Genomic DNA, 24,731 nt, shown 5'->3' with positions numbered 1-24,731 from the left:
AAGATAGCGGCCGGCGAGCCGATCGGCATTTCCGGTTGCAGCGCAGGTAGACGAATGGACGTCCAAATGCGTTTCATTCACTTGCACGCATGAATAAAAAGTATGAAGTGATGAACGGCATGGCGGCTCGCTTGCAAGCTCATGGCATTCGGGAAAACCCCGCGCCCACGGCAGCAAGCCAACGCGACGCCCCGCTCCCGACCTGGCCATCCTCGTGTCCTTGCCGACAAGGGCACGAGGCGGTGTACGACTCTTGCGCCACCCTGCCCTGACCTCGGCCTGACCACCCCACCCGCAATTTATTGAGCCACCTACCGCGAATTGGTTAAGCTCCGCAGGATTCATGCGCCTCGAAAGGGGTGAACTTCGGGGATTTTCTTGAGCGCCAGACCCACTCCAACCAAATCCAGCCCCTTATCGATCATCGCTGCCATCCTGCTGGCGCTCGTGGTTGCCGCGTTGAACATCGGCCTGTGGTGGTGGGGCAACCTTCCGCATGGTCCGGAGGACTGGCACGGGCAGATCAACGGCTTCTCCGTATCGCTGTTCCAGCGCTACCAGAACCCGTTCAACCAGAGCTATCCCAGCGACGACGAGATCGCCAGCGACCTGAAGCTGCTGCACCAGTACACCGGCCGCATCCGCACCTACTCCACCCTGGTGAATCCGCAGGTGTTCCGCCTGGCCCAAAAAGAGGGGCTGAAGGTGATGGTCGGCGCGGAGATCGACACCCGCCTGGAGAACAACGAGAAGGAGCTGGAGACGCTGATCGCCCTGGCGCGACGTTATCCGGACACCATCGAGCGCGTGACGGTAGGCAACGAGGCGCTGTTCCGCAACGACCTGCCCGTCGACAAGGTCATCACGTATCTCGACCGCGCGCGCGCGCATATCCGCCAGCCGGTGTCGATCGCCGAGCCCGACTATATCTGGCTGAAGTACCCGGAACTGGCCGATCACGTGGATTACATCACCATCCACCTGTTCCCCTTTTGGAACGGCGTGACGGTGGCCGCGCCATTCCGGGGAGAAGACCAGGGCGCAGTCAGGCAGGCCGAAGATGCTTATCTGCAGATCAAGCAACGTTTTCCCAACAAACATGTGGTGGTTGGTGAGATCGGCTGGCCTTCCAACGGCGACCGCCGCGAACGCGCCTATCCATCCATCTCCAACGAAGCCATCTTCGACCGCCAATGGCTGATCTGGGCCAAGCGCAACAACGTCGACTACTACCTGTTCGAAGCCTTCGATCAACCATGGAAGGAAGGCCTGGGCGAAGGCCGCACCGGCGCCTACTGGGGCGTGTTCAACGCTGATCGCCAGCTCAAGTTCCCCTTCACCGGCCCGGTAACGGAAGACACCGGCTGGCCGTGGAAGGCGATAGCCGCCAGTTTGCTGGCGATCATCCCGATGATCTGGTTCGGCATCCGCTTCCAGCGCTTCAAGCTGATGGGCCGGCTGTTCTTCGACGTGTTGATCCAGCTCGCCTGCGGCCTGATCGTGTGGTCGGTGACGCTGCCGTTCAATTTCTATCTGAGCTGGGTGGACTGGAGCATGTTGGTGCTGCTGTTCCCCGCGCAGGTGGCGATCCTGGCGATCCTGCTCATCAATGGCTTCGAGTTCACGGAAGTGTTGTGGCGGCGTCAATGGGTGCGCCATGCCGCCCTGCGGTCTCCCGACCCCGTCGACCAGCAGCCCTTCGTTTCCATCCATCTGGCTTGCTACAACGAGCCGCCGGAAATGGTGATCATCACGCTCGATTCGCTGGCCGCGCTCGAGTATGAGAATTACGAAGTGCTGGTGATCGACAACAACACCAAGGACCCGGCGATCTGGCAGCCAGTGCAGGAATACTGCGAAAAGCTCGGGTCCAAGTTCCGCTTCTTCCACCTGGAGCCATGGCCCGGCTTCAAAGCGGGCGCGCTGAATTTCGGCCTGAAGGAAACCAGCCCGAAGGCCGATGTGGTGGCGGTGATCGATGCCGACTACGTGGTACGCAAGGACTGGCTCAGTACGCTCACCGGTTACTTCCACGACCCCAAAGTGGCCGTGGTGCAGTGCCCGCAGGCGCATCGCGATTTCGAGCAAAACCGCTTCCGCCGCATGACCGCATGGGAATACGACGGCTTCTTCCGCATCGGTATGCATCATCGCAACGAGCGCAACGCGATCATCCAGCACGGCACCATGACCATGGTGCGTCGCTCGGCACTGGAAGGTACGGGCGGCTGGTCGGAATGGACCATCTGCGAAGACGCCGAACTCGGCCTGCGCCTGATGCACGCCGGCTACGAACTGGTCTATGTCGATGAGCTGATGGGCAAAGGCCTCACCCCGGCCGACTTCAAGGCATACAAGAGCCAGCGCTACCGCTGGGCCTTCGGTGCCATGCAGATCCTCAAGGGCCGCTGGAACTGGATGACGAAGAAGGGGCCGCTCAGCGGTGGCCAGCGTTTCCACTTTCTCACCGGCTGGTTCAGCTGGTTCGCCGATGCGCTGCACTTGCTCTTCACACTGATGGCGATCTTCTGGACCGCGGGCATGGTCGGCCTGCCACAGGTTTTCAGCTTGCCGATGCAACTGTTCCTGATTCCGATCATCGGCTTCTTCTTCGCCAAGGCCATCTTCGGTGTCGTGTTGTACCGCGCGCGCGTACCCTGCGGCTGGTACGACATCATCATGGCCTCGCTCGCCAGCATGAGCCTCAGCCATGCCATCGCGCGCGGCATTCTGCATGGCCTGACGCGTGAGAAAACCTCGTTCGTGGTCACCGCCAAGAGCCGACGCCTGGGTGGTAGCAACTTCGCTGCCTTTACCCCGGTGCGCGAGGAAATGTTTATGTTCATCGCACTCATGCTGTGCATCATCGGCATGGCCAAGAGCACGGCCGCTCACTTCACCGAAGGCCGGTTGTGGATGTTCATCCTGGCCGCACAGTCGATTCCGTACTTCTCGGCGCTGGCGGGTGCATGGATCGCGCACAAATCAGGTGACAAGACCGGCTGACCCGTAGGTTGGGGTGCAAACCCCAACATTGCCATCCACGTGAGCGGCACGATGTTGGGGTTTGCACCCCAACCTACGGACGATACGCACCGCAAAATAAGAACAGCCTTAATGCGCGGTGCACGCCCAGCTCGCTAAGCTGCCACTTGCGATGCTCAATCCAGGATGGAACCCTACCGCATGCGTCAGATTCACCGCTATCTGAGCCTGCTCCTGCTATTGCTTGTTCCCGCGCTGAGCCACGCGGGGGTGCAGCTTGTTGTGGATGGCGTGAATGATCCGCTCAAAGCCGCGGTCGTCGCAGGCGTAAGCCTCTCGCAATATGCTGCGCGCGATGTCAGCGAAGCGCAGGTACATCGCCTCTACGATCGTGCGGATGCCGAGGCCGGCGCTGCACTGCGCCCGTATGGCTACTACGACGCGCATATCACCGGAAAAATCGTGCAGGCCGGCAAGGACTGGCGCATCAGCCTGCATGTAACCCCCGGCGAACCCGTAAAAGTCACGTCCATCGACGTCAAGCTCGATCCCGCTGCTGCCGCGCTGAAGCCGATCCGCGATGCTCGCCGCGGCATCGAGAAACTCAAAGGCCAGCGTCTGGACGACGCCGGCTACGATGCCGCGCGCGATGCCTTGAACAACGCGCTCACGGCCAACGGCTATCTCGACGCGAAACTCACCGTCCGTCGCGTCGAGGTGAATCGCGGCGAGCGCAGCGCTGCCATCCACCTGGCTTGGGATGTAGGGCGTCGTTACCGCTATGGCCAGGTGCAGTTTGAAGGCTCGCAGTTCCAGCCGAATTTCCTGCAACGCTACGTGCCCTTCAAGACCGGCGACTACTTCGATCAGAACCAACTGCTGAGCTTGCAGCAAGCACTCAATAGCGCGGACTATTTTTCGGTGGTCAACGTCATCCCCGAAACCGACAAGGCGAAAGATGGCGTCGTCGATATCAAGGTGGAACTGGCACCCGCCAAACGCAGGATCTACACCACCGGCTTGTTCGTCGGCACGGACACCGGCGTTGGCGTACGTGGTGGCGTGGAATATCGTTGGGTGAACAGCTACGGCCACAAGTGGAAGAACGACATTGTGCTGGCACAGCGGCTGAAAACGCTCTCCAGCCAATACACCATTCCGCTCCCGGGCGACAATCAACGCAGCCTCAACTTCGGCGCCACGTTCCGCGATGCGAACACGGTCACCTCGCAATCACGCACGCTCGAGCTGGTCGCCAACGAAAGTGAACTCTGGCACGAATGGGTGCGCACGGTGGGCGTGCACGCGCTTACCGGCTCGTTCGATGTCGGCAAGACGCCGAACGAACCGGAAAGCACCCCAGGTGTGGAACACGGTCACAGTACGCTGTTCTATGCCGAAGGCTCGCTGAGCCGGAAGGTCGCGGACAATTTTGACTTCGTGCATCGTGGTTGGTCGCTGAATTTTGATGCGCGCAGCACCGCCAACGATCTGCTTTCCACCGCACGCTTCAGCGAAATCACGGCCAGTGGCAAATGGATCCGTTCGTTCTGGCGTACCAATCGTCTGATCCTGCGCGGTGACCTCGGACACGTGTGGACCAATCATTTCGATGCACTACCGCCGCAATTGCGCTTCTTCGCCGGCGGCGACCAATCCATTCGCGGCTATCCGTTCCAGGGCATCGGCCCGGAAAACACCTATGGCCGTGTGATCGGCGGCAACAGCCTGGTGATCGGCAGCGCCACCATCGAGCACTACTTCACACCGCGCTGGGGTATCGCCACCTTCGTCGACGCCGGCAATGCGTTCAACGGCACCAACGTTCATCCCAAAATCGGCACGGGCATCGGCGTACGCTGGCGTTCGCCGGTGGGCATGATTCGCGTGGACGTGGGCACGCCCATCAATGATGCACAACGCCACGGCGTGGAACTGCACCTCGTGATCGGCCCGGATCTGTGAGGTGGACGATATGAATACGACACAACCCACACCTCCTCGCTCTCGTCGCCGCTGGTTGCGTGTAATCGGCATCATTGCCTTCGCCTTTGTTGTGCTTGTAGCAGGCGGCCTGGGCTGGTTGCTATGCACCGGCTCGGGTTTGCGCTTCGCATTGGGACAAGTGCAAGGCCTCATGCACGGTGCGCTGCAAGTGCAGCAGGCGGAAGGACGTCTGATCGGCCCGATCGACATCGCGCTGCTGCGCTACGACGACGGCAAGGGCACAGATGTCACCATCGCGCACACGCATCTGAACTGGAATATCACTGCCCTGCTCTACAAGCGCCTGCACGTTGTCGACCTGCGTGTAGACCGCGTGGACGTTGCATTACCCGTCTCGGAGCAAAACACATCGTCGTCCAGCGGCTTCTCGCTGAAACCGCCGATCGCGCTGGTACTGGATCGCGTGCACATCGGCCCTGTAACGATCAAGGAAGACGGTAAGCCGCTATTCGCCGCTGACCAGCTCGACCTTGCCGGTAATTGGACCAACGGCGGCTTCGAGGTAAACAAGCTAGCCTTGTGGGCACCCGATGGCCATGTTGATCTCATCGGTCAGCTCAGTGTCGGTCGCCGTTATCGCGGCAAAGGCCATGCCGAGGTGGCATGGAAGATCAGCGACGTCGAATACGCCGGCACGCTCGACGCCCAAGGCAACGGCCGCAATGCGCAGTTGCATCTGATCCTGACCCAGCCCATGGACGCGCAATTGCAGCTCGACCTGGACCAGCGCAAAAACAATGCATGGACGGCCAAGCTCGACGCGCCCCCCTTCGACCCCAAGCTCCTGCTTGGCAGCAGCTCGATCACACGGCTGGGCGCTAACCTGCAAGGCAGCGGCGATCAGCAAGGTGGCACGTTGACCGGTCAACTCGATCTCAACCAATACCAGGTGATGTTGCAACCGATACAGGCCAGCTTCGACAAGGATTTCAAGCAGCTGAGCTTGCAACAACTGCAGATCGCTTCGCCACAGATCAAGGGCACGGTTCATGCCGCCGGCACGGTCCAGCTCGATGCAAAGCCGGTGAGTGCGGATCTCGCCGTTGACTGGAAGGGTGTCGAATTGCCAGCGGACCTGGCAGGGCAAGTACTCGCCAGCGAAGGACGGCTTGCGGCCAAAGGCAGTGCTGACGCGTATCACGCCCAGGGCGACGTAGCGATCGGCCCACCCGGCAAGCTCGCAAAACTAGCGCTCAACCTGGACGGAACAGCGCAGCAGATTCAATTGCACACGTTGAGTGTGCTGCAACCGCAAGGCAACTTTACCGCGCGGGGCACACTCACCCTGCAGCCTGACCTTGCCTGGCAATTGCAGGCCAACGCCAGCAAATTCGACCCTGGCCAACTGCTGGCCGGCTGGCCAGGATCGCTGGATGCCGATTTCACCACGCAAGGCAAGCTTGCCAAAACCGGCCCGGATGCAACGCTTGAACTGCGCAAGCTCGACGGACAACTCCGCCAACGGCAGTTGCGTGGCACCGGCCATCTGCATCTATTACCCAATCAAGTCGTGGATGGCACGCTCGACCTTGCCTCCGGCCAAAGCACGGTGAAGTTGCAAGCACGTCCGGGTGAAAGCAACGACGCGAATATCACACTGGCCATCGCCTCGTTGAACGATTGGCTGCCGCAAGCGACGGGCGCGCTCAACGGACAATTCCGTGCACTGGGCAAATATCCCAAACTGGCGATCAGCGGCACGCTGCAAGGCCAGTCGCTGGCCTGGGATAACCAGCGCGCGCAACAACTGCAGTTGCAAGCCGACATACCCGACATCAGCAGCATTGGCGGCAAACTGCAATTGCATGCCGCCGGGGCTGAACTTGGTGGCATGGCATTCAAGCAGATTCACTTGAATGGGCAAGGCACCTCCGCCCAGCACGAACTCACGCTGGATATGCAAGGCACGCCGCTGTCCACGTCGCTGGCGCTGAACGGTGTATTGAAAGGCAGCAACTGGAACGGCACGCTCTCCTCGCTCACGCTGGATGTGCAAGGTTTGCCGCGCTGGCATTTGCAGCAGGCCACGCAACTGGGATGGAACAACGGCAGCGCCAGCCTTGGTGAGCTATGCCTTACCGCCGGCGAGCCGCTGCTTTGCGTCAACGGCAATCTGGACAAGGCTGGCAATCTCGATGCCGGCTATCGTCTGCAAGCCGTGCCGCTCGCCTTGATCGCCAGCGCTGCCGGCAGTACCGACATGCCCGTCAGCGCCGATGGCACGCTGGAAGGTTTTGGCAAGATTCGACGCACCGCGGCAGGTGCGCTAACTGGCAATGCATCGATCACTTCGGCACAAGGCCGCATGACTTACAACGAGCATCCTGATCAGCCATTGCTGTCTTATAAAGATCTGGCGGTGAATGCCACGCTCGCGCCGGACAACCAACAAGCGACCGTGCATGCATCGATCAATGGAAATGGACGTCTGGATGGCCAGGTAGCCATCGCGGGCAAGCAACAGGCACTCAGTGGCCAAGTCGGCCTGCGCCTGGAAGATCTCGCTTTCATCGGCCTGTTCACGGACGAACTCGCCAGTGTGAAGGGACGCGTCGACGGCAATTTCAAACTCGGTGGCACACTGTCCACGCCGGACATCACAGGGCAGGCTACCGTCGATGGCTTTGCCGCCGAAGTGCCGGATGCAGGCCTGAAGCTTACCGATGGCCGCATCGTCGCGAGCACGAACGACGCGCGAGTACTAAGCATCGACGGCAACGTCCAATCCGGCAAAGGCAAGCTCGCCATCAATGGCACCGCAGGGTTGGATACCCAAACCCCTACCGCGATCACCCTGAAAGGCAGTGGTGTAACCGTCATCGATATCCCTGCTGCGAAAGTCGTACTCACGCCCGACCTGCTCCTGCGCCATGACGCACAAGGCCTCCAGGCTACCGGTTCCGTGCAGCTGGACAGCGCCGACGTAAATCTCGACAAACTGCCAGGCAGCGGCACGAACAAGGCATCATCTGACGTGGTCGTCGTAGACGAGCCACAACCTGCTGCCAACAGTGGTTCGACGCCCATCCATGCATCGATCAAGGTCGATCTCGGCAGACATGCTCATCTTGTCGGCATGGGACTGGACGGGCAGCTTGGCGGCGTCATTACCGTCGACGAACGTCCCGGCCGAGCCACCACGGGTCAAGGCCAAGTGACTGTTAACGGAACCTACAAAGCGTACGGACAAAACCTGCAAATCCAGCAAGGTCAACTACTGTTCGCCAGCACGCCGATCGACAACCCCGGTCTCAACATCAAGGCGATACGTAGCCTGCAGCCCAACGCCACCATCAACGAAGGCCAACAAGTGGGCTTGCAGATCAACGGCACCGCGCAGCGACCTGTTCTCACCGTGTTCTCCAACCCGACGATGGATCAATCCGATGCGCTTTCCTATCTGATTACCGGCAAGCCCATCTCGCAAGTCAGCAGCGGCGGCGAAAGCAATATGGTGAACGCGGCTGCGCAAGCGCTCGGTTCGGCTACTGGCAATCTGCTGGCCAAGAGTATCGGCAGCAAGTTGGGCATCGAGGACATCGGCGTCAGCAGCAGCGATGCTTTGAACGGCAGCTCTGCCTTCACCGTTGGCAAATACCTGTCGCCGCGCCTCTATCTCAGCTACGGCATCGGACTGTTCGAGCCGGGCCAGGTCATTACCTTGCGCTATCGCTTGAGCCGACGCTGGAACTTTGAAGCGCAAAACGCTACCGACTTCAATCGCGCGAGCATCAATTACCGCATCGAAAAATAGAATTCACCGCGCCAAGCGTGGGTTGGGTTATCCCGGACTTGATCCGGGGTAACCCAACCCACGATCGTCATCCCAGCCGACGAGTGCTGCTGCGCTTCAGAGCTCAAAGCGCTGCTCAAGTTCGAAGCGATTTTCTACCGGCGATGCAATCACATTCTGATGCACACAGCCTGGAAAGATATTGGCACTCTCGCCCGCATGATTGTCGGCGTTATACAGGTAAGGCGTGTGAGACCAGCAACGATAACCCAGCTCCTTGATCGCCTGTACCTCCGCCTCCACCTGCTCGATGCCAGAAAGACGGTAATAGATGATCGGGCGATGCTTGCGGATGGTTTCGGCGGCGCCCAGCAGCAGATCGATCAGGCTGCCCGGCACGTTGAGCTTGAGTAGATGCAGGCTTTCCAGCTCGAGGCTGTCGACGGTGGCCGTGGTGACCATTTCATCCTGCTCGCCAGCCTGGACTACACCTCCGGGCAGCGAGGACAATGACACCTGCGCCGCGGCGCGACCCAACCAGCACGAATGCGTGTACACATTGGTGAGCTGATTGATGGCGACATTCGCACATAGCTGCTGGAACGGCAGACGGCGCGGCTCGGCCACGTGCACCGCGCCCTGCTCGCCCACGGCCTGCGCAAACCACAGTGTGTGTGCACCGTATTCGCCGCCGAACTCCAGCACGCTCTGTCCGTCCTCGATCAAGCCGCTCAGCAGATTGAGTTCCTGCTCAGCCCATTCGCCGTAGCGCTGCAGCGAGCGTGCCGCCGGCCCCTTCGGCGCAATGGACGTCATCATGCCGTAGCGCGTGTTCCACAACCGCGACGACGAGTCAGATTGCTTCTTTTTCGTATTCATATTGAAAACCTCTAGTAAGTGATGAAGATGATGGAAGAGCTAGCACGTGGCGCTGGCGATGCTGAGGTGCCTCATCGTCTGTTGCCGGGCGGCGAGCTGCTGCGGTAAAGCGGACGCCGTTCCCCACTGCCGGCACGCTTCCTGCCAGATGGCGATCAACGCCGGCGTCGCACAACCATCGCGCCAAGCGCTCTCGCAAAGCTCGCAGGTACGCGCGAAATCGGCATGGCGCAAATAGGTTTGTGCCATGCGCTGCAAGGTGTCTGGATGTCGGACGTGCATGGCCTCGAGCCGCCCTGCGAGGGCGATGGCAACGTCGCTTTGCACCGCCATGCCTGGCAAGCTCTCATACGCCCACTGCACGGCGAGTCGGCATTGCATGCTTTCTGCACGCAGACGCGGCTCGCCTTCGGCCATGAAGGCATGCATCAGGGCATGCGAATAGGCTCCCTTGGCTTGTTCCGGCGGCAGCACGTTACCGCGGGCGAGCGCTATGACGGCCACGGCCAGCGCGTTGTCCGCGCTCGGCACGCGCTCGTAGAGGGCATCGACCAGCGCTTGTGCCGTGTCCAGACTGCTCAATCGCGACCCTCCTTGCTCGATCGCCGCGCGCTGACGAAGCAGTTCGGCACGACGCCGCTGTGCAGCATCAGTACTGGCCGACACTTCGCTCAAACGCAGGCAGATCGACTCCGCTTCGGTATACCGTGCAAGCGCGGCGTCACCGAATTGGCATTGCGCCCAGAACATAAGCACATCGATCCATGCGAACAGAGTTGCTGGTTCACCTTGCACGAGCTGTTGCGCATATTCCGACTGCATGCTGCGCAACGAGAGCAGACGCGCCGCGCCTTTCTGCCGCTTGACGCGACGAAGGTCAATGTCGATCAGCCGTGCCTGCCACCTTGCAGTCCGCTCGTGGTCGGCGGTCATGCTAAGCCCGATCCACTCTTCTGCTTCCGCGTACAACGCGTCGGCATCGCGATGGCTTGCATCATCGGCACGCAGCAAGAGGGTGCTGACCAGCAGCCACGGCAAGGTTAGCGATTGTGCGTCAGGTATGGCCTGTCGCAGCATGCTTTCCCAAGCCAGCAGAACATCGTGCGAAACGGGTTCGCCGGTAGTGCAGATTACTTCCGGCAAATCATTGCCACGTTCGATCAGGAGCGCGGAAATATCATCGGATTCGCGCAGCGCGATGCGCTCCAGTTGATCCAACAGCTGCGACAGCGGATCGTCGCTGGTCGTCAACACCGGCACCGGCATATCAGCGCTCTGCTCGTGAACAAGCACTTCTTCTTTTACCGCCACATCGGCAACGAGGAGTGCGTCGTCCGCTTCGTGCACGGTTTGCTCTGCGAGCGACGGCGGAAGAAAGTCGACCGGTGACTCCATCGCCCACTGCTCGGGAGCATCGAATTTACCCGGCTGGTAGTACCAATGCAGCCATGAAAACTGCACCGGTCCGGTTCCGGCGCTGGCCGTTTCGTCGTCGGCAAGTACCACAGGCGTAGGTGTCGATGGTACGTCGTGTTCGAATGGAGCCGAGACCATGGCTTGATCCCCTTCCTGCTCGGGCTGGCGAACAACATCTTGGATGCACGTCTCATTACCGTAGTCGGCCTTTTGTCGACGGCGTGTCGTCACACGCCACTTACGATAACGATCGAGGCCCGCGCCACCTGCGGCGATCAAGGCAATGATGGCAACAAGCCAGATCCGATTGTTGCTTTCGTCAAAGGCGGCCGCTTCGACGGGTTGTATGGAAGGTGCCGAAGCATTACTGCTGCCGGCATGGTCATCGGCGGAAGCCAACGTGTCATCGATCAGCGATGGTAGAAAAACCGTGGCGTCGCCTATGACGCGATGGAGCGACGGTTCTGGAAGCTTTTCGCTGGTTCCGACCGACGTCGCGCTTACTCCATGCACGCTGGGTTTCGCTTGCGCCGGCGCAGCCAATGGATAGGTAGGTATTGGCTGGGTGACCGGTGCTTCGTCCCGCGTATTCCGCACATTCGCGCTTGACTCATCGGGCGTCGTCGCAGCGATTTCCGAAGCGGATACTCTTGCGTGCGATCTCGCCTTGTCCGGCGCGAGATAGCCACACGCCACTAGGCTCGTGCACATCAACGTCACTGCACTGATGCTGCACACAGGCAAGTTGACCGCGCGCCGGCACCCGGCACCGAACGGAAAGGCGGCGGCCTTGGTCAACATGCGTTTGGCATTGTTTTCCGAAGTCTTCATCGCCGTTCCCGGAAAAACCTTTTGGTCAGGAGTCATCGCTCAGCAGGCAAACCTGTGAGCACCGATGGATTCATCAGCCTGCGGGCACGGACGGACGCGTCAAACTGGAAAGGCATGGTTGCCTTTCATGGTGTGACACAGACATTCCATCGCTTAGATAGCCACCCCAATCATTTGCTCTCGCTCGAATCGGCCGCACAGGCCATACGGCCCGAAGCAAACACCGTTGCGTTGCTTCGGACCGTTCGACGTAGGATTGTTTCGTGAAGAGTCGGACGAAGGGATGAGAAAAATACGAAAGTACTGGCCGTGGGACGATTCACCACCGACACCGGATACATGTACGCGAAAGTTGTCCGTTTCGCTCAGGTTTTACTTATTTAATGAAGCATGGCATCGCTATCAATGCATGGCGGTAGCCTGCTCAGCCTGTGCCGCTTGTGAAGTACGCAAAAGCAGTGCTGCAGCCAACGCACCCAGCATGGCAAAACAGGCGCCCACCAGGAACGCCAACTGATAACCCGAGGTCAACGCCAGCATGTTCGTGCCGTTCGCCGTTTCGGCAGCCTGCGTGCGCGCTGCCGCCAAGCTGGCCAGCACCGCCAGCCCTAGCGAGCCGCCCATCATGAACGCAGTGTTCACGACACCTGACGCCAATCCGGACTCCGAAGGCCCCACATCGCTCATCGCGGCCAGCAACACCGGATTGAAAGCGACACCAGCGCCAATGCCAAGCAGCACCATGCCAGGCAAGATGTCGGTCAGAAAATGGCCATGTACCGAGGCATGCGAAAAGAGCAGCAAGCCACATGCCGCAAACACAAGACCGGCCACCAATGGCCGGCGAATCCCAAAACGCATGACCAATTTGGCCGAAAGCCCCAACGAAAACACCGCCATGATCAAGTTGGCCGGCAAGAAGGCGAGGCCCACTTCCATCGGCCCATAGCCAAGTACCAATTGCATATACAACGCAGACAGGAAAAACCAGGCGAACATCGCTGCCGCCCACAGCACGCCGACCAGATTGGCCACCATCAGATTGCGCAGGCGGAACAAGCGCAGTGGCATCAGTGGCGTATGCACGCGCGCTTCCAACCAGAAGAAGATCAGCAACAAAACCAGCGCGATGGCCAATTGCCCTAATGTCCGCGCTGACAGCCAACCTATTTGATTGCCATTGACGATGGCATACACGGCCAGCATCAGCGCAGCAGTCACCGTCACCGCGCCCCACACATCAAGATGCCTGGATGCCGTGTTTCCCACCGCCGCCGGCAACAGGCGCAGCGAAGCCACCACCACGCTTACACCAATAGGCAGATTCACCAGAAACACCCAGTGCCAACTCAAGCTGCTGGTCAGCACACCGCCCAGCATGGCGCCAAGACTGCCGCCACCCGCGCAGACGAAACCGTACACACCCATCGCCTTGGCACGATCCTGCGGATCGGTGAACAAATCCATGATCAATGACAGCGCCACCGCCGTCACCACGGCGCCACCCAAGCCCTGTATGGCGCGCGCGATGACCAATGCCGCCTGCGTGGTGGAAAGGCCGCAAGCCAGCGAAGCCAGCGTGAAGGCGGCGACGCCGATCAGGAACACGCGGCGGTGTCCATAAAGATCACCCAGTCGGCCACCCAGCAAAAGGAATCCGCCATAGGTAAGCAGATAGGCATTCACCACCCAGGCCAGCTCGGTATCGCCAAATGCCAGATCGACCTTGATGGAAGGCAGCGCCACATTAACGATCGTCGTGTCCAACACGATCATCAGTACGCCCAGGCAGAGCACGATGAGTGCCAGCCAGCGGCGGTCGGGATGTATGGCGATGTGGGGCGGGTGAGTCATTAGTGCATCCTTGGATAAGGGTGATGCGGGCATCGTAAGAGTTTGCTCTTTAGTACGTCGAATAGGGAATGTAGAAATCGACATGACATGCGTCCACGGGATCGGAGCCCGGAGAAATAGGCATCACGACGCGCACATACCCGTCGCAAGGCACTGCAACGGATGCTGCGCTGCGGTTTGACACCCCCTGTTTAGATCGATCAAATCCAGCCTTTGGCGTGTCCTCATCGCTCCCACGCATCGTCAACAGGGGTCATCAGATGCCAGGCTCAACTGCTCGTTCTACCCGGCAGAAACTGCTTTTGCTCGCGCTTGCCTGCTGCACCACGGTTGTCAGTGCCGATGGCAACGGCGCGTTCTACACCTCCTTCGAAACCGGCCAGCCTGCACCCCTGGCAGCTTCAAACCAGGCGGGTTTCACCGTGGACGTCGGCGGCGGCCCGTCGACGGACGATGCATACAGCGCCAAACCGGGCGTCGGTTTCACTGGCTTGCACTCACTGCACTACCAAGGGCAGATCGGCGGCAAGCAGGAAACAACCTTGTTCAACGTGGATCTGCCGGTCCAGTCGACGACGCAGCTTTCCTATCTGCTGTTTCCATGCATCGTGGCGAATCGACTCGATGATCCCTCCACGTATGTCGCCATCGATCTCGTGTTCGACGACGGTACACGCCTTTCCAGCAGCCTGGCACAGGACCAGCACCGCATCGCTGCTAACGCCAATGCGCTTGGCAAGAGCCGCACGGTTTACGTTAATCAATGGAACAAGCTCACGATCGATGTGGGCAAAGTCGCCGCAGGCCGACGCATTCGCCGCATCGTGCTGATGCATGACGGCCCTGCGGCCAATTTCCAGGGTTTTCTCGACGACCTGCGCATCGGACCCGCCCCCGAGTACGCTGCGAACGAACGGCCCAGCGACTATGTAAACATTCTGCGTGGCACCAACTCCGGCTACACCTTCTCACGTGGCAACAACATTCCTGCGGTCACGCTGCCACACGGTTTCAATTTCTGGACGCCGGTGACCGATGCGGGTTCGGACTGGATGTATCAGTACCAGCAGCGCAACGATGCCAACAACCGGCCACGCATCGAAGCCTTCTCACTTTCACACGAGCCCAGCCCCTGGATGGGCGATCGGCAAACCTTGCAGATGATGCCTGCGGCGGTCACCAACGGCGCGCCGAGTGCAAACCGCGAAAAACGCGCGCTCAGTTTCAGCCACGATCATGAGATCGCACATGCGCATTACTACAAGGTGACATTCGACAACGGCATCGTTGGTGAGATGACACCCACCGATCACGCCGCCATGCTGCGCTTCACCTTTCCCGGCAAGCGCGGGCAATTGGTGTTCGACAATCGCACGGATGAAGGCGGCATCACGCTCGATCCCGCCCGTCGCAGCTTCAGCGGCTACTCCGATGTGAAGAGCGTGCTCTCCACTGGCGCCACACGTCTGTTCTTCTACGCCACCGTTGATCAACCGGTCACTGAAAGCGGACGACTTACCGGCGAAGGCCGCGATCACGTCACCGCCTGGCTCGGCTTCGACACCTCGAAGACGAAAACGGTGAACGTGCGCATCGCCACCTCGTTGATCAGCCTGGAACAGGCCAAGCACAATCTGGCACTGGAAATCGCACCGCAGGAAAGCTTCGACGATGTGCGCGAACGTGCGCAGAACGTGTGGGACAAGCAGCTCGGCATCGTGCACGTGCAAGGCGCCAGCCACGGCGAGCTGGTCACGCTGTATTCCAATCTCTATCGCCTGTTCATGTACCCCAATTCGGCGTACGAGAACACCGGCACGGCCGACAAGCCGGCGTATCGCTATGCCAGCCCATTCTCGCCTGCCGTTGGCAAAGACACACCTACGCAGACCGGTGCGCACATCGTCGACGGCAAGGTGTTCGTCAACAACGGCTTCTGGGATACCTACCGCACCGTGTGGCCGGCCTATGCGCTGCTGATGCCGAAACAGGACGGCGAGATCATCGACGGTTTCGTGCAGGAATACCGCGACGGTGGCTGGATCGCGCGCTGGTCGTCGCCGGGTTATGCGGATCTGATGGTTGGCACCAGCGCCGATGTGGCGTTCGCCGATGCATGGCTGAAAGGCGTGCACAACTTCGACGTGCAGTCGTTCTATAAGGCGGCATTGAAGGATGCGACGGTAGTCAGCCCGCTCCAAGGCACTGGGCGAAAAGGTCTGCAACGCTCGATCTTCAACGGTTATACGGACTATGCCATCAAGGAAGGCTTTTCCTGGTCGATGGATGGCTATATCGCCGATTTTGCAATCGGCAACCTGGCCAGCGCACTCGCTGCGCGCAGCGGTGCGCAAGATCCCTATCAAGCCAACTACGCAGAGGACGCCAGCTACTTCCACGACCGTGCGCTGGGTTACGCCAACCTCTACAACCCGGACATCGGCTTCTTCGTCGCCCGCGATGCACAAGGCCATTGGCGTTACACGAAGCAGAACTTCGATCCACTGCGCTGGGGCGACGACTACACCGAAACGGATGCCTGGAACATGGCTTTCCACTCGCCACAGGATGGTGCCGGTCTCGCTGCGCTGTATGGCGGACGCGCAGCACTCGCCGCCAAGCTGGACCAGTTCTTCACCACGCCCGGCGTCTACCACGTCGGCGGCTACGGCGAACCGATCCACGAAATGCGCGAGGCACAGGCCGTGCGCATGGGCCAATACGGCCACAGCAACCAGCCGTCGCACCACATCATCTATATGTATGACTACGCGGGCGAGCCGTGGAAAGCCCAGGACAAGATTCGCGATGTGCTCTCGCGCCTGTACCTGGGCAGCGACATCGGCCAGGGCTATGTGGGTGACGAGGACAACGGCGAGATGTCCGGCTGGTGGCTGTTCAGCGCCGCTGGCTTTTATCCCTTGCGCATGGGTACGCCGGAATACGTGATCGGCGCACCGTATTTCCCGCATATGGATATCGCCCTGGAAAACGGCAAGCACATCGTCATCAATGCGCCGGATGTGAGCGACACCAATCGCTACATCCAAAGCCTGCGCGTCAATGGCCGGCCGTGGAGCAAGCTCACCTTGCCGCACGAACTGCTCGAACAAGGTGCCACGCTGGATTTCGTGATGGGGCCGAAGCCTTCGACCTGGGGCAGTGACGAGCAGGACTTGCCGCCTTCGCTGACAACTAGCGGCAAACCTGCACCGATGCATGATCTCGTCGGTCCGGGACAAGGTGAGCCTGGCAACGAACCGGTCATCGCCGATCTCGACAAACTGTTCGATCACACCAGTGATACTGAAGCGCAGTTGCCCGCCGCGCATCCCATGGTGAGCTGGCATTTCCCGCAACCGCATACGGTGGCGATGTATACGCTGACTTCAGCGAAGCACGCAGCGGCACCATCAAGCTGGACGTTGGAAGCGTCCGATGACGGGCAGCATTGGACGGTGTTGGATACGCGGAAGGATGAGCATTTCCCGTGGGCGCTGCAAACACGAGCCTTCGCCATTCACCAGCCGGGGCAACATGCGTATTACCGCGTGCGATTTGATAACGATGCGCCAAAGGCATTGGCAGAGATTGGCCTGTTAGGGCATTGACGCTGCTTCTTACGCCCTCTCCCCTCCGGGGAGAGGGCTGGTTTCTAGCCCGAAAGTCATGCTCACAAGCCCCCTGCAGGCCGCTAAGGTGGGGAACTCGTTCCCACTTGTAAGGTGATCGCCATGCAGCGATTCAGATGGATTCTCTCCGCCGCGCTAGTAAGCAGTACCTGCGCACTGGCCGTAACGCCTGCCATCGCGGACGGCGTACCAGCAGCCAAAGCGAGCCACACGGATATCGGCATCGATCTAAAAGGCGTCGATCACACCGTCAAACCCGGCGACAACTTCTTCGACTACGCCAACGGCGTCTGGGTGAAAAACACGCAGATCCCCGCCGACCGCTCCGGCACCGGTACCTTCCTGCAGGTTTACCAACTCGCCGAGAAACAGACCTCGCAGCTGATCCGCAATCTGGCACAAGGCCACGCAGCAACTGGTTCCAACGAGCGCAAGATCGCCGACTACTACGCGGCCTACATGAATGAGGCCAACATCGACAAGCTCGACCTCACTCCGCTCAAGCCCGCATTCGAGCGGATCGATGCGATTAAAACTCGCGACGATCTCGCCAGCGCGCTGGGTAGCGAGATGCGCTCCGACGTCGACCCGATCAACGCCACCAACTTCCATACCGAGCATCTGTTCGGCCTGTTCGTGACACAGGGGCTGGAAGATTCTTCGCGCAACATGGCCTACCTGCTGCAAGGTGGCATCGCCATGCCCAGCCGCGACTATTACTTGTCGCAAGACAAGGACATGGTCGAAGCACGCACCCAATACCAGACGTACGTGACCTCGCTACTGAAGCTCGCCGGCACGCCGGATGCCGAAACACAAGCCAAGGCCATCATCGCGCTGGAAACCAAGATCGCGCAGGCACAGGAAAGCCTGGTCGACAGCCAGGACGTGCACAAGGCCAACAATGTCTGGAACATCGTTGATTTCGCGCAAAAGGCACCCGGCCTGAATTGGGACGCCTACTTCAAAGCCGCCGGCCTGGACAATCAAAAGCAAATCGACGTGTGGCAGCCTTCCGCGACCATTGACATCGCCAAGCTGGTGAGCAGCGAACCGCTCGAAACCTGGAAGCAACTGCTGCGCTATCACGCACTGGATAGTGCCGCACCGCTGTTGCCCAAGGCTTATGCCGATCTCAGCTTCAACTTCTACGGCACGACGCTGCAGGGCACGCCCAAGCAGCAGGATCGTTGGAAACGCGCGGTCACGGCCACCAACACCGACCTCGGCGATGCGGTTGGCCAGCTCTATGTGAAGCACTACTTCCCGCCGGCTGCCAAGGCGAAAGTAGAAGAACTGGTGAAGAACATCGTCTCTGCCTTCAACGAGCGCCTGGACACGCTGGCCTGGATGACGCCCGCTACGCGCGCAAAGGCCAAAGAGAAAATTGCCACCCTGCGCGTCAGCGTAGGCTATCCGGATACCTGGCGCGACTACAGCACGCTTGAGATCAGCGCGGACGATCCGCTCGGCAATCACGAGCGCGCCGAAGCGCTGGAATACAAGCATCAACTTGCCAAGCTCAGCCAGCCGGTCGACAAGGGCGAGTGGTGGATGACGCCGCAGACGGTCAATGCGGTGAACCTGCCGCTGCAGAACGCCCTCAATTTCCCTGCCGCCATTCTGCAACCACCGTTCTTTGATCCAAACTCGGACGCCGCCGCCAATTACGGCGCCATTGGCGCCATCATCGGTCACGAAATTAGCCATAGCTTCGACAACACCGGCGCCGATTTCGATGCGCAAGGTCGGATGGAAAACTGGTGGACACCCGAAGATGCCGCACACTTCCAGGCTGCGACGCAGAAGCTGGTCAAGCAGTACGACCAATATGAAGCGCTACCCGGGTTGCATGTGAGTGGCCAACAGACACTGGGTGAAAACATCGCCGACGTCTCCGGTCTCACTGCTGCCTATGCGGCCTATCACAAGTCGCTCGGTGGCAAACCCGCCCCGGTCATCGATGGCCTCACCGGCGATCAACGCTTCTTCCTGTCATTCGGCCAGGCATGGCGCTCGAAGATCCGCGACGCGGCACTGCGCCAACGACTAGCCACCGACGTGCACGCACCCGCGCAGTTCCGCGCGCTGACGGTGCGCAATATCGACGGCTGGTACGACGCCTTTGATGTGAAGCCGGGCGAGAAGCTTTATCTCGCACCGGATGACCGCGTGAAGATCTGGTAAGCATCAATCCAAACGAAAAACCGCGATCAGCCGCACTCCTTGGAGTGCGGCTTTTTTATCGAGCAAAAAACGCTCAACGGATTTTCAGCAAACCTACCGAAAAGCACACAGAACGAGGACCTGTCAAGACGAATTGCGCTGTCTTTTCCGTAATACGCGTCTTGTTACATTGAGCGCGCAGGGGAAATCCTCCACTACCAACGTAAAGGACATACATCATGATTCGCATTAACAGCCGTTTTGTTCGTCAAGCCATTGCTGCCTTCGCTCTCACTGCTGGCGTGTCGACTATTTCCTTTGCGCAGACTACGACGAGCAGCTCGTCAGCGACGGCGACACAGGCGACCAGTACCACACAAAATTTGGTGGGAATCCTTACTTGCACTGGCGCCGGTTGCGCAGGCGGCGGCAGATTTCAAATCCAATAACTCAGCTGACCCATAACCTAGGAGACGCGAAGGTCAATTCGCCTTCCTTCGCTTCTTGAAAGCCATCGAATAACAACGCTGTAACTTGCACCATATCTTTTCCTTCTCGAATACGCAGATCACCATCAAACAATCGGATAAGGTTTCGTAAATCCTGGAAATCGAGCGCGTGGGTGCCCAATTTCGGCGCCACGCGCCCGCGCTCTGCTGCAAGGCAAATATTCCGCGCAATAGACAGCTCGCTAAGTGACCCATTGATACGCAACATAACCCAGCGATGACCATATGTCGTGCCTGTACGCATGACCACATCAATAGCTGCACACGTAAGATCTGAACTCATGGATGCCACGGCCGAGCAGACGCACCGGTAAATGGCCGCCTGTATGCTTGGCGACAGATCCTGGGAACATCGCCCCTTGGGACTGAAGCGATACGATAGTCCAACCTCATGCAGCACTCGCCCGATGGAATCACCGAGTGCCGCTTGCATTCCACCTTGGCGCCAAGCACTGGGATGTATGCTTTCCGCCAGGTGGTATATCCGCTGCTGAAGCATGCTCGCCTGTTTGTCGTAAACCCTTCTTTCCGTATCTGTTGCGATATGCCGCAATTTCTCTGAAACAGTCAGTTGCTCAATCTCCAGCACGCCCAATACAGACTCCAGCGCACGAGAAGCCTGCTCCAAACGTCTCTCGTCAAAATTCAAACTATTTTTCGCAGCTCGTTGCGTTTGCAACATACGTTTTCTGACTTGATCCTTCTGCTGCTTTTGCGCGGAAATGCACGCGCCAAGCGCATATAGACAGGCCACTCCAATGACCAAATATAACTGCTCCTGCACCATACTTACGTCTATTTTTTGAGCAGACCTCAAGCTGACGCACGTTGCAACAAAGGCACTTCCCACCAATGAAGCACGCCATCCGTGCCTAAGCGTAAGCCATGCAACAGGCAATATCATTGCCGCCCGCGCAACATTCCCAATCTCTCCCTGATCAACGTGACCTAACACAAAGAGAGCCCCCATCAGAGGCAATACGATGTGGAGCATGTCGTGTGTCACGCGACTGGCAAACAACTGCTGAAGCTTGAAGCACCACTTCCCTTGCCATTGCTCCAGCCTAGCCAGCAACGCCCACGGCAAGATGGTAATCATGCCTAGATAGCTGCCAAGGAAGTACGCCACGGCTCCGACTGCTGAACCAACTATTTCCTCTGAAGCTGGTAACTTGGCCGTGAGATACAACAATTGGGTGATCAGCGCCCAGATTGTTGACAGCCACAACAGGCATTGCAACAAAGCGCTTATGTTGATCGAGCGAGGTGAAGGGAATAGCGCCAGACATTTGCGACACCACCATGCAATTGGCATCCCTATGGCGATGGGCGGAATGGATGCCACCAGTACCCAGGTCCATCCGTAGCCAAAACCTGCTTCATAGTTCCACCATGTCAGTGGAAAAACTTCACCTACAACCAAAGCCGGCCAAAAGCGATAAGGCATTAGAAGCAAACATGTAACACGAAGCCCCGATGTAAGCGTCCACTGCGCATCCGAGAATGGCCGAACCGCCAAATAAGCAAGCGCATAACCAATCGCGACTGCTATCTGCATCAACCACACATTCTCTCGCCATCCCTTTCTCACTTCTCATCCTCCTGCAAAGCAGCTACAACGCGATCTACCTAATCACGCGAGGCAGCCAATCAACCCACGGCTCGTAAAGATGCGGAATGGTGAAAAACTACGGTATGTCTGAGCCAGACCCTATAAGGGATCATCGAATACATGTGAAGGTATTTGCGCAAATTCGGACTAGTCAGAGATAACGATGACGTAAGCGTACGAAGTGAACAAAAGAGAACAAGCCCACTTGCCATGGCAAGTGACTTGATGGTTCGTGCATAAGCGATACACGACAACCATGGTTGCGGCATGAAGCTGATAGCTGCCCAACACTCGCCTCGGCGCGTCAGGCGATGCCGAGGCCTTCGATGCCCACGATGGCCTTCTCATCGAATCCCGCCAACGCTGCAAAGCGCCGTCCGCGTTCGGCGTAATCGTGGAACTGATCGAAGCTCGGCGCACCCGGCGACAGCAACACCGCGCCACCTTCAGGCGTGATGGTGCGGGCCATTTCGATGGCATCTGCCAGATGATCGACATCGCCTAGCGGTACGTCCGACTTGGCGGTGCGCAGCGTAGCAGCGATGCGCGGGCCATTGGCGCCTTGCGCCACGATGCGTAGTGACTTGCGCGATTTGACCGCTTCGACGAAGGGTGTCCAGTCGAGGCCACGGTCGTGTCCGCCGACGATGACGGTTACTTCGCGATTGTGCAGGCTTTCCAGCGCTGCAAGCGTCGCTTGCGGTGTCGTACTGATGGAGTCGTTGATCCACTGCACACCATCGCGCTCGCCAAGCGGTTGCAAGCGATGCGGCAGCGGGTGGAACGAAGCCAGCCCTTCTGCGGCGGCCATGGCATCCACGCCCATGGCTTCCAATGCAGCGAGTGCAGCGCAGGCGTTGAGAGCGTTATGGAGACCGGGAACCGACATGCGCTGCAGCGGGAACACGATCTGCTCACCATGACGGATGGCGTCCTCCGCCACATGCCAGCCATCCGCTTGGCCGAACAGCAAGCGATGCGGGTGATGAGCCGTCTTCTCCAACAACGATGACTGCTGAGCATTCACTAGCAGCTGATTGGCCTTGTCCACCAGTTTGAGCTTGTCGGCCACATAACGCTCGCGCGAGCCATGCCAGTCGAGGTGTTCCTCGTACAAGCTGGTGACGACGCCCAACTCCAATGACCCAGCTTCACTGGTCTGGAAGCTGGACAGCTCGATGGCCCACAGGTCGGCTTGTTGGTCTAGCAGTTCCAGCAAGGGCAAACCGATATTGCCGGCTAACGCGGTGCGCACGCCTTGCACGCGAGCAAGGTGCGCGATCAGCGCGGTAGTGGTGCTCTTGCCCTTGGTGCCGGTCACCGCTATGACGCGTGCTTGCGGATTCTCCGCAAACCAGAGCGCGGTACCGGACGTGAAATGCGTACCTTGCGCTTGCGCCGTGATGATGGCGGGTTTGTAGGCAGAAATGCCTGGCGATTTGATGACGATGTCGTAGGCACTGAGTACTACGGCATCCGGTTCGTTGGGGTAGACGCGCAACGCCGCATCGAATGCCTGCGCATCCGCCGCTTCCGACTCGCTGCAGTAGAGCGCAAGCATCAATTCGGGAAGACGCTTGCGAAGCGCATGAATCGCAGCGCGCCCTTCGCGGCCGAAGCCCCAAATTGCTACGCGCTGCGTGGCAAGATCGGCAATGCGCATATCAGGCGATGGTCGCTAGCGCCGCTTGCAAACGCTCCGGCACACGATGCTCGCCGGCAGGCTGCAGCCAAGGCTCCAGCGCCAGCTCTGAGACATCGAGTTGCGGCAGAATTTCGCTGCGGAAACGCGCGACGAGCGCATCTTCCTGCCATTCCGGCCGCTGGCTCAGGGCATACATCGCAGCACGCGCTTCGGCGCCCTCGCCCACGCATTCGAAGGGTTTGTGGTCGTGGTATTCCAGCAGTGCATCGAAGCCTGCAGCCTGCGAATCGTCATCGAGCAGATTGCGGCCGAAAATCGCGAGCAGGCGCGGTTTCGGCAGGAACGGCGCCAGCGCCAGGAAAACAAAGTGGCACTTCGGACATTGGCCGCACCAGCGATCGGCTGGCTTGGGGCCGAGGATTTTGAAGTTGCGGTTACAACTGGAGAAGACGTCGAAATAGGCCGTGTGCCTGGCAAACGCACGCGTGATGGCAAGCTCGGAGTACGGGCGCAGCAGCGAGCAATAATCAAGATCGGCAGCGACGTGCGTATGCAACCAGTCGCTGAGCAGCCTCTCGAACGCATAGCCCTTGCTCCATTGATGGTTGACCTGCTGACCTTCGTACTCCAGCGTGGCCACGGATGCAGAGCGCTCATTGGCGAAGGCGATGCTGTCGAAGCCGTAGAGCACGGCAGCTACGGCAAGAATGGCGGAGTTCACCGCCGTCACCGGGATATGGCCGTTCCAGGCGCCGAGGCGATTCAGTTCGAATAATCCAGGGGCGAGTTCGCGCTGGATGTTGAGTGTGGGAAGGCCGGTGCGTTCGGCACATGCCGCGATCAACGGTGAATTGCCTACCCATACCGCAGTGGCTTCACTACCGATCTGCTTGATCGCTTCCACGGCAACAAGCGAATCTTTGCCACCCCCAATGGGTACCAACGTGCGCTTGGGCAGATGCAGCACGGCAGCTTCCACTTTGCCCGGTGGCTCGCCTGAACGTGGAAAGGCAATGCGTCCGCGCAAGTCCAGCCCGTTGCGATAGGCAAATTCGGCCAGGCCGTGCAGGTACAAATCGTCAAGCAGATTGGCCGTGGCATCGTCGAGATGATCATCGGCCACTTCGATTTTTGGCGGCACGCCTGCTTTGTAGTAGCTGATGCCGGCAATCAGGTGCAGCAGTTTCAGCGCGGCGTTGAAGGCGTGCTTGCGCTCGGGCGTCAATGCGGGCGGCGCAGGGAAGCGCACGCGTTCGATCAATTCCTCGCCGTGGTCGAAGGCATAGACCAGCTCGGCCACGCCGTCGGCATAGCTTGCGCGGACGAAGTGGAAGACCTGGGTCAGGCGGGGTTGGATCGGTTGGGTCACTCAGAAAACTCCGGCTTTGTTTCTGACACGTCGCGAGTGTTCGCCCTCACCCGGGAATGACAGCTGTGGGCTTCGAGGAGAGGGAACAGCAGC

General features: G+C 59.4%; 11 protein-coding genes. 5 read left to right on the top strand and 6 right to left on the bottom strand.

Translation table 11 applies throughout. The features are described 5' to 3' along the window. Positions 1-378 precede the first annotated feature (378 nt). The 3 genes from IEX75_RS12160 (at position 379) to IEX75_RS12150 (ending at position 8,746) form a co-directional block, all read left to right on the top strand. A complete protein-coding gene (locus IEX75_RS12160) occupies positions 379-3,006 on the top strand; it encodes a glycosyltransferase (protein ID WP_229720801.1) in 2,628 nt (875 codons plus the stop codon). 180 nt (positions 3,007-3,186) lie between these two features. Continuing rightward, entirely contained in the window at positions 3,187-4,950 is a 1,764-nt protein-coding gene (locus IEX75_RS12155) for an autotransporter assembly complex protein TamA (RefSeq protein ID WP_188794587.1), read from the top strand. Positions 4,951-4,960: 10 nt separating this feature from the next. Continuing rightward, positions 4,961-8,746, top strand: coding sequence for a translocation/assembly module TamB domain-containing protein (locus IEX75_RS12150; RefSeq protein WP_188794586.1), 3,786 nt, complete (start codon positions 4,961-4,963; stop codon positions 8,744-8,746). 96 nt (positions 8,747-8,842) lie between these two features. Here IEX75_RS12150 and IEX75_RS12145 read toward each other — a convergent pair whose 3' ends face one another. The 3 genes from IEX75_RS12145 to IEX75_RS12135 all read right to left on the bottom strand — a co-directional run bounded on the left by IEX75_RS12145 (position 8,843) and on the right by IEX75_RS12135 (position 13,705). Further along, positions 8,843-9,604: an FkbM family methyltransferase gene (locus IEX75_RS12145; RefSeq protein ID WP_188794585.1), complete on the bottom strand. Its 762-nt coding sequence runs from the start codon at positions 9,602-9,604 to the stop codon at positions 8,843-8,845. A gap of 39 nt (positions 9,605-9,643) precedes the next feature. Continuing rightward, positions 9,644-11,851 carry a hypothetical protein gene (locus IEX75_RS12140; RefSeq protein ID WP_188794584.1) on the bottom strand — a complete coding sequence of 736 codons (2,208 nt, stop codon included), beginning with the start codon at positions 11,849-11,851 and terminating at the stop codon, positions 9,644-9,646. Between the two features lie 402 nt (positions 11,852-12,253). Further along, complete coding sequence (locus IEX75_RS12135; protein WP_188794583.1) at positions 12,254-13,705, bottom strand: DHA2 family efflux MFS transporter permease subunit; 1,452 nt, start codon at positions 13,703-13,705, stop codon at positions 12,254-12,256. Positions 13,706-13,965: 260 nt separating this feature from the next. Here IEX75_RS12135 and IEX75_RS12130 point away from each other — a divergent pair, with 260 nt between their 5' ends. Together IEX75_RS12130 and IEX75_RS12125 are read left to right on the top strand one after the other, a co-directional pair. Further along, entirely contained in the window at positions 13,966-17,316 is a 3,351-nt protein-coding gene (locus tag IEX75_RS12130) for a GH92 family glycosyl hydrolase (RefSeq protein WP_188794582.1), read from the top strand. Between the two features lie 123 nt (positions 17,317-17,439). Next, entirely contained in the window at positions 17,440-19,524 is a 2,085-nt protein-coding gene (locus IEX75_RS12125; RefSeq protein WP_188794581.1) for a M13 family metallopeptidase, read from the top strand. 429 nt (positions 19,525-19,953) lie between these two features. Here IEX75_RS12125 and IEX75_RS12120 read toward each other — a convergent pair whose 3' ends face one another. The 3 genes from IEX75_RS12120 to murL form a co-directional block, all read right to left on the bottom strand. Continuing rightward, entirely contained in the window at positions 19,954-21,570 is a 1,617-nt protein-coding gene (locus IEX75_RS12120; protein WP_188794580.1) for an MASE1 domain-containing protein, read from the bottom strand. 358 nt (positions 21,571-21,928) lie between these two features. Continuing rightward, positions 21,929-23,287: a UDP-N-acetylmuramoyl-L-alanine--D-glutamate ligase gene (murD, locus tag IEX75_RS12115; protein WP_188794579.1), complete on the bottom strand. Its 1,359-nt coding sequence runs from the start codon at positions 23,285-23,287 to the stop codon at positions 21,929-21,931. A gap of 1 nt (position 23,288) precedes the next feature. After that, positions 23,289-24,638, bottom strand: coding sequence for a UDP-N-acetyl-alpha-D-muramoyl-L-alanyl-L-glutamate epimerase (gene murL / locus IEX75_RS12110; protein ID WP_188794578.1), 1,350 nt, complete (start codon positions 24,636-24,638; stop codon positions 23,289-23,291). Positions 24,639-24,731 lie beyond the last annotated feature (93 nt).

Origin of the sequence: Dyella nitratireducens, from assembly GCF_014642835.1 — a bacterium.
GTDB classification, from domain to species: Bacteria; Pseudomonadota; Gammaproteobacteria; order Xanthomonadales; family Rhodanobacteraceae; genus Dyella_B; species Dyella_B nitratireducens.
The sequence above is the reverse complement of the archived record's forward strand: the minus strand, read 5'-3'. Positions and strand labels throughout refer to the sequence as shown.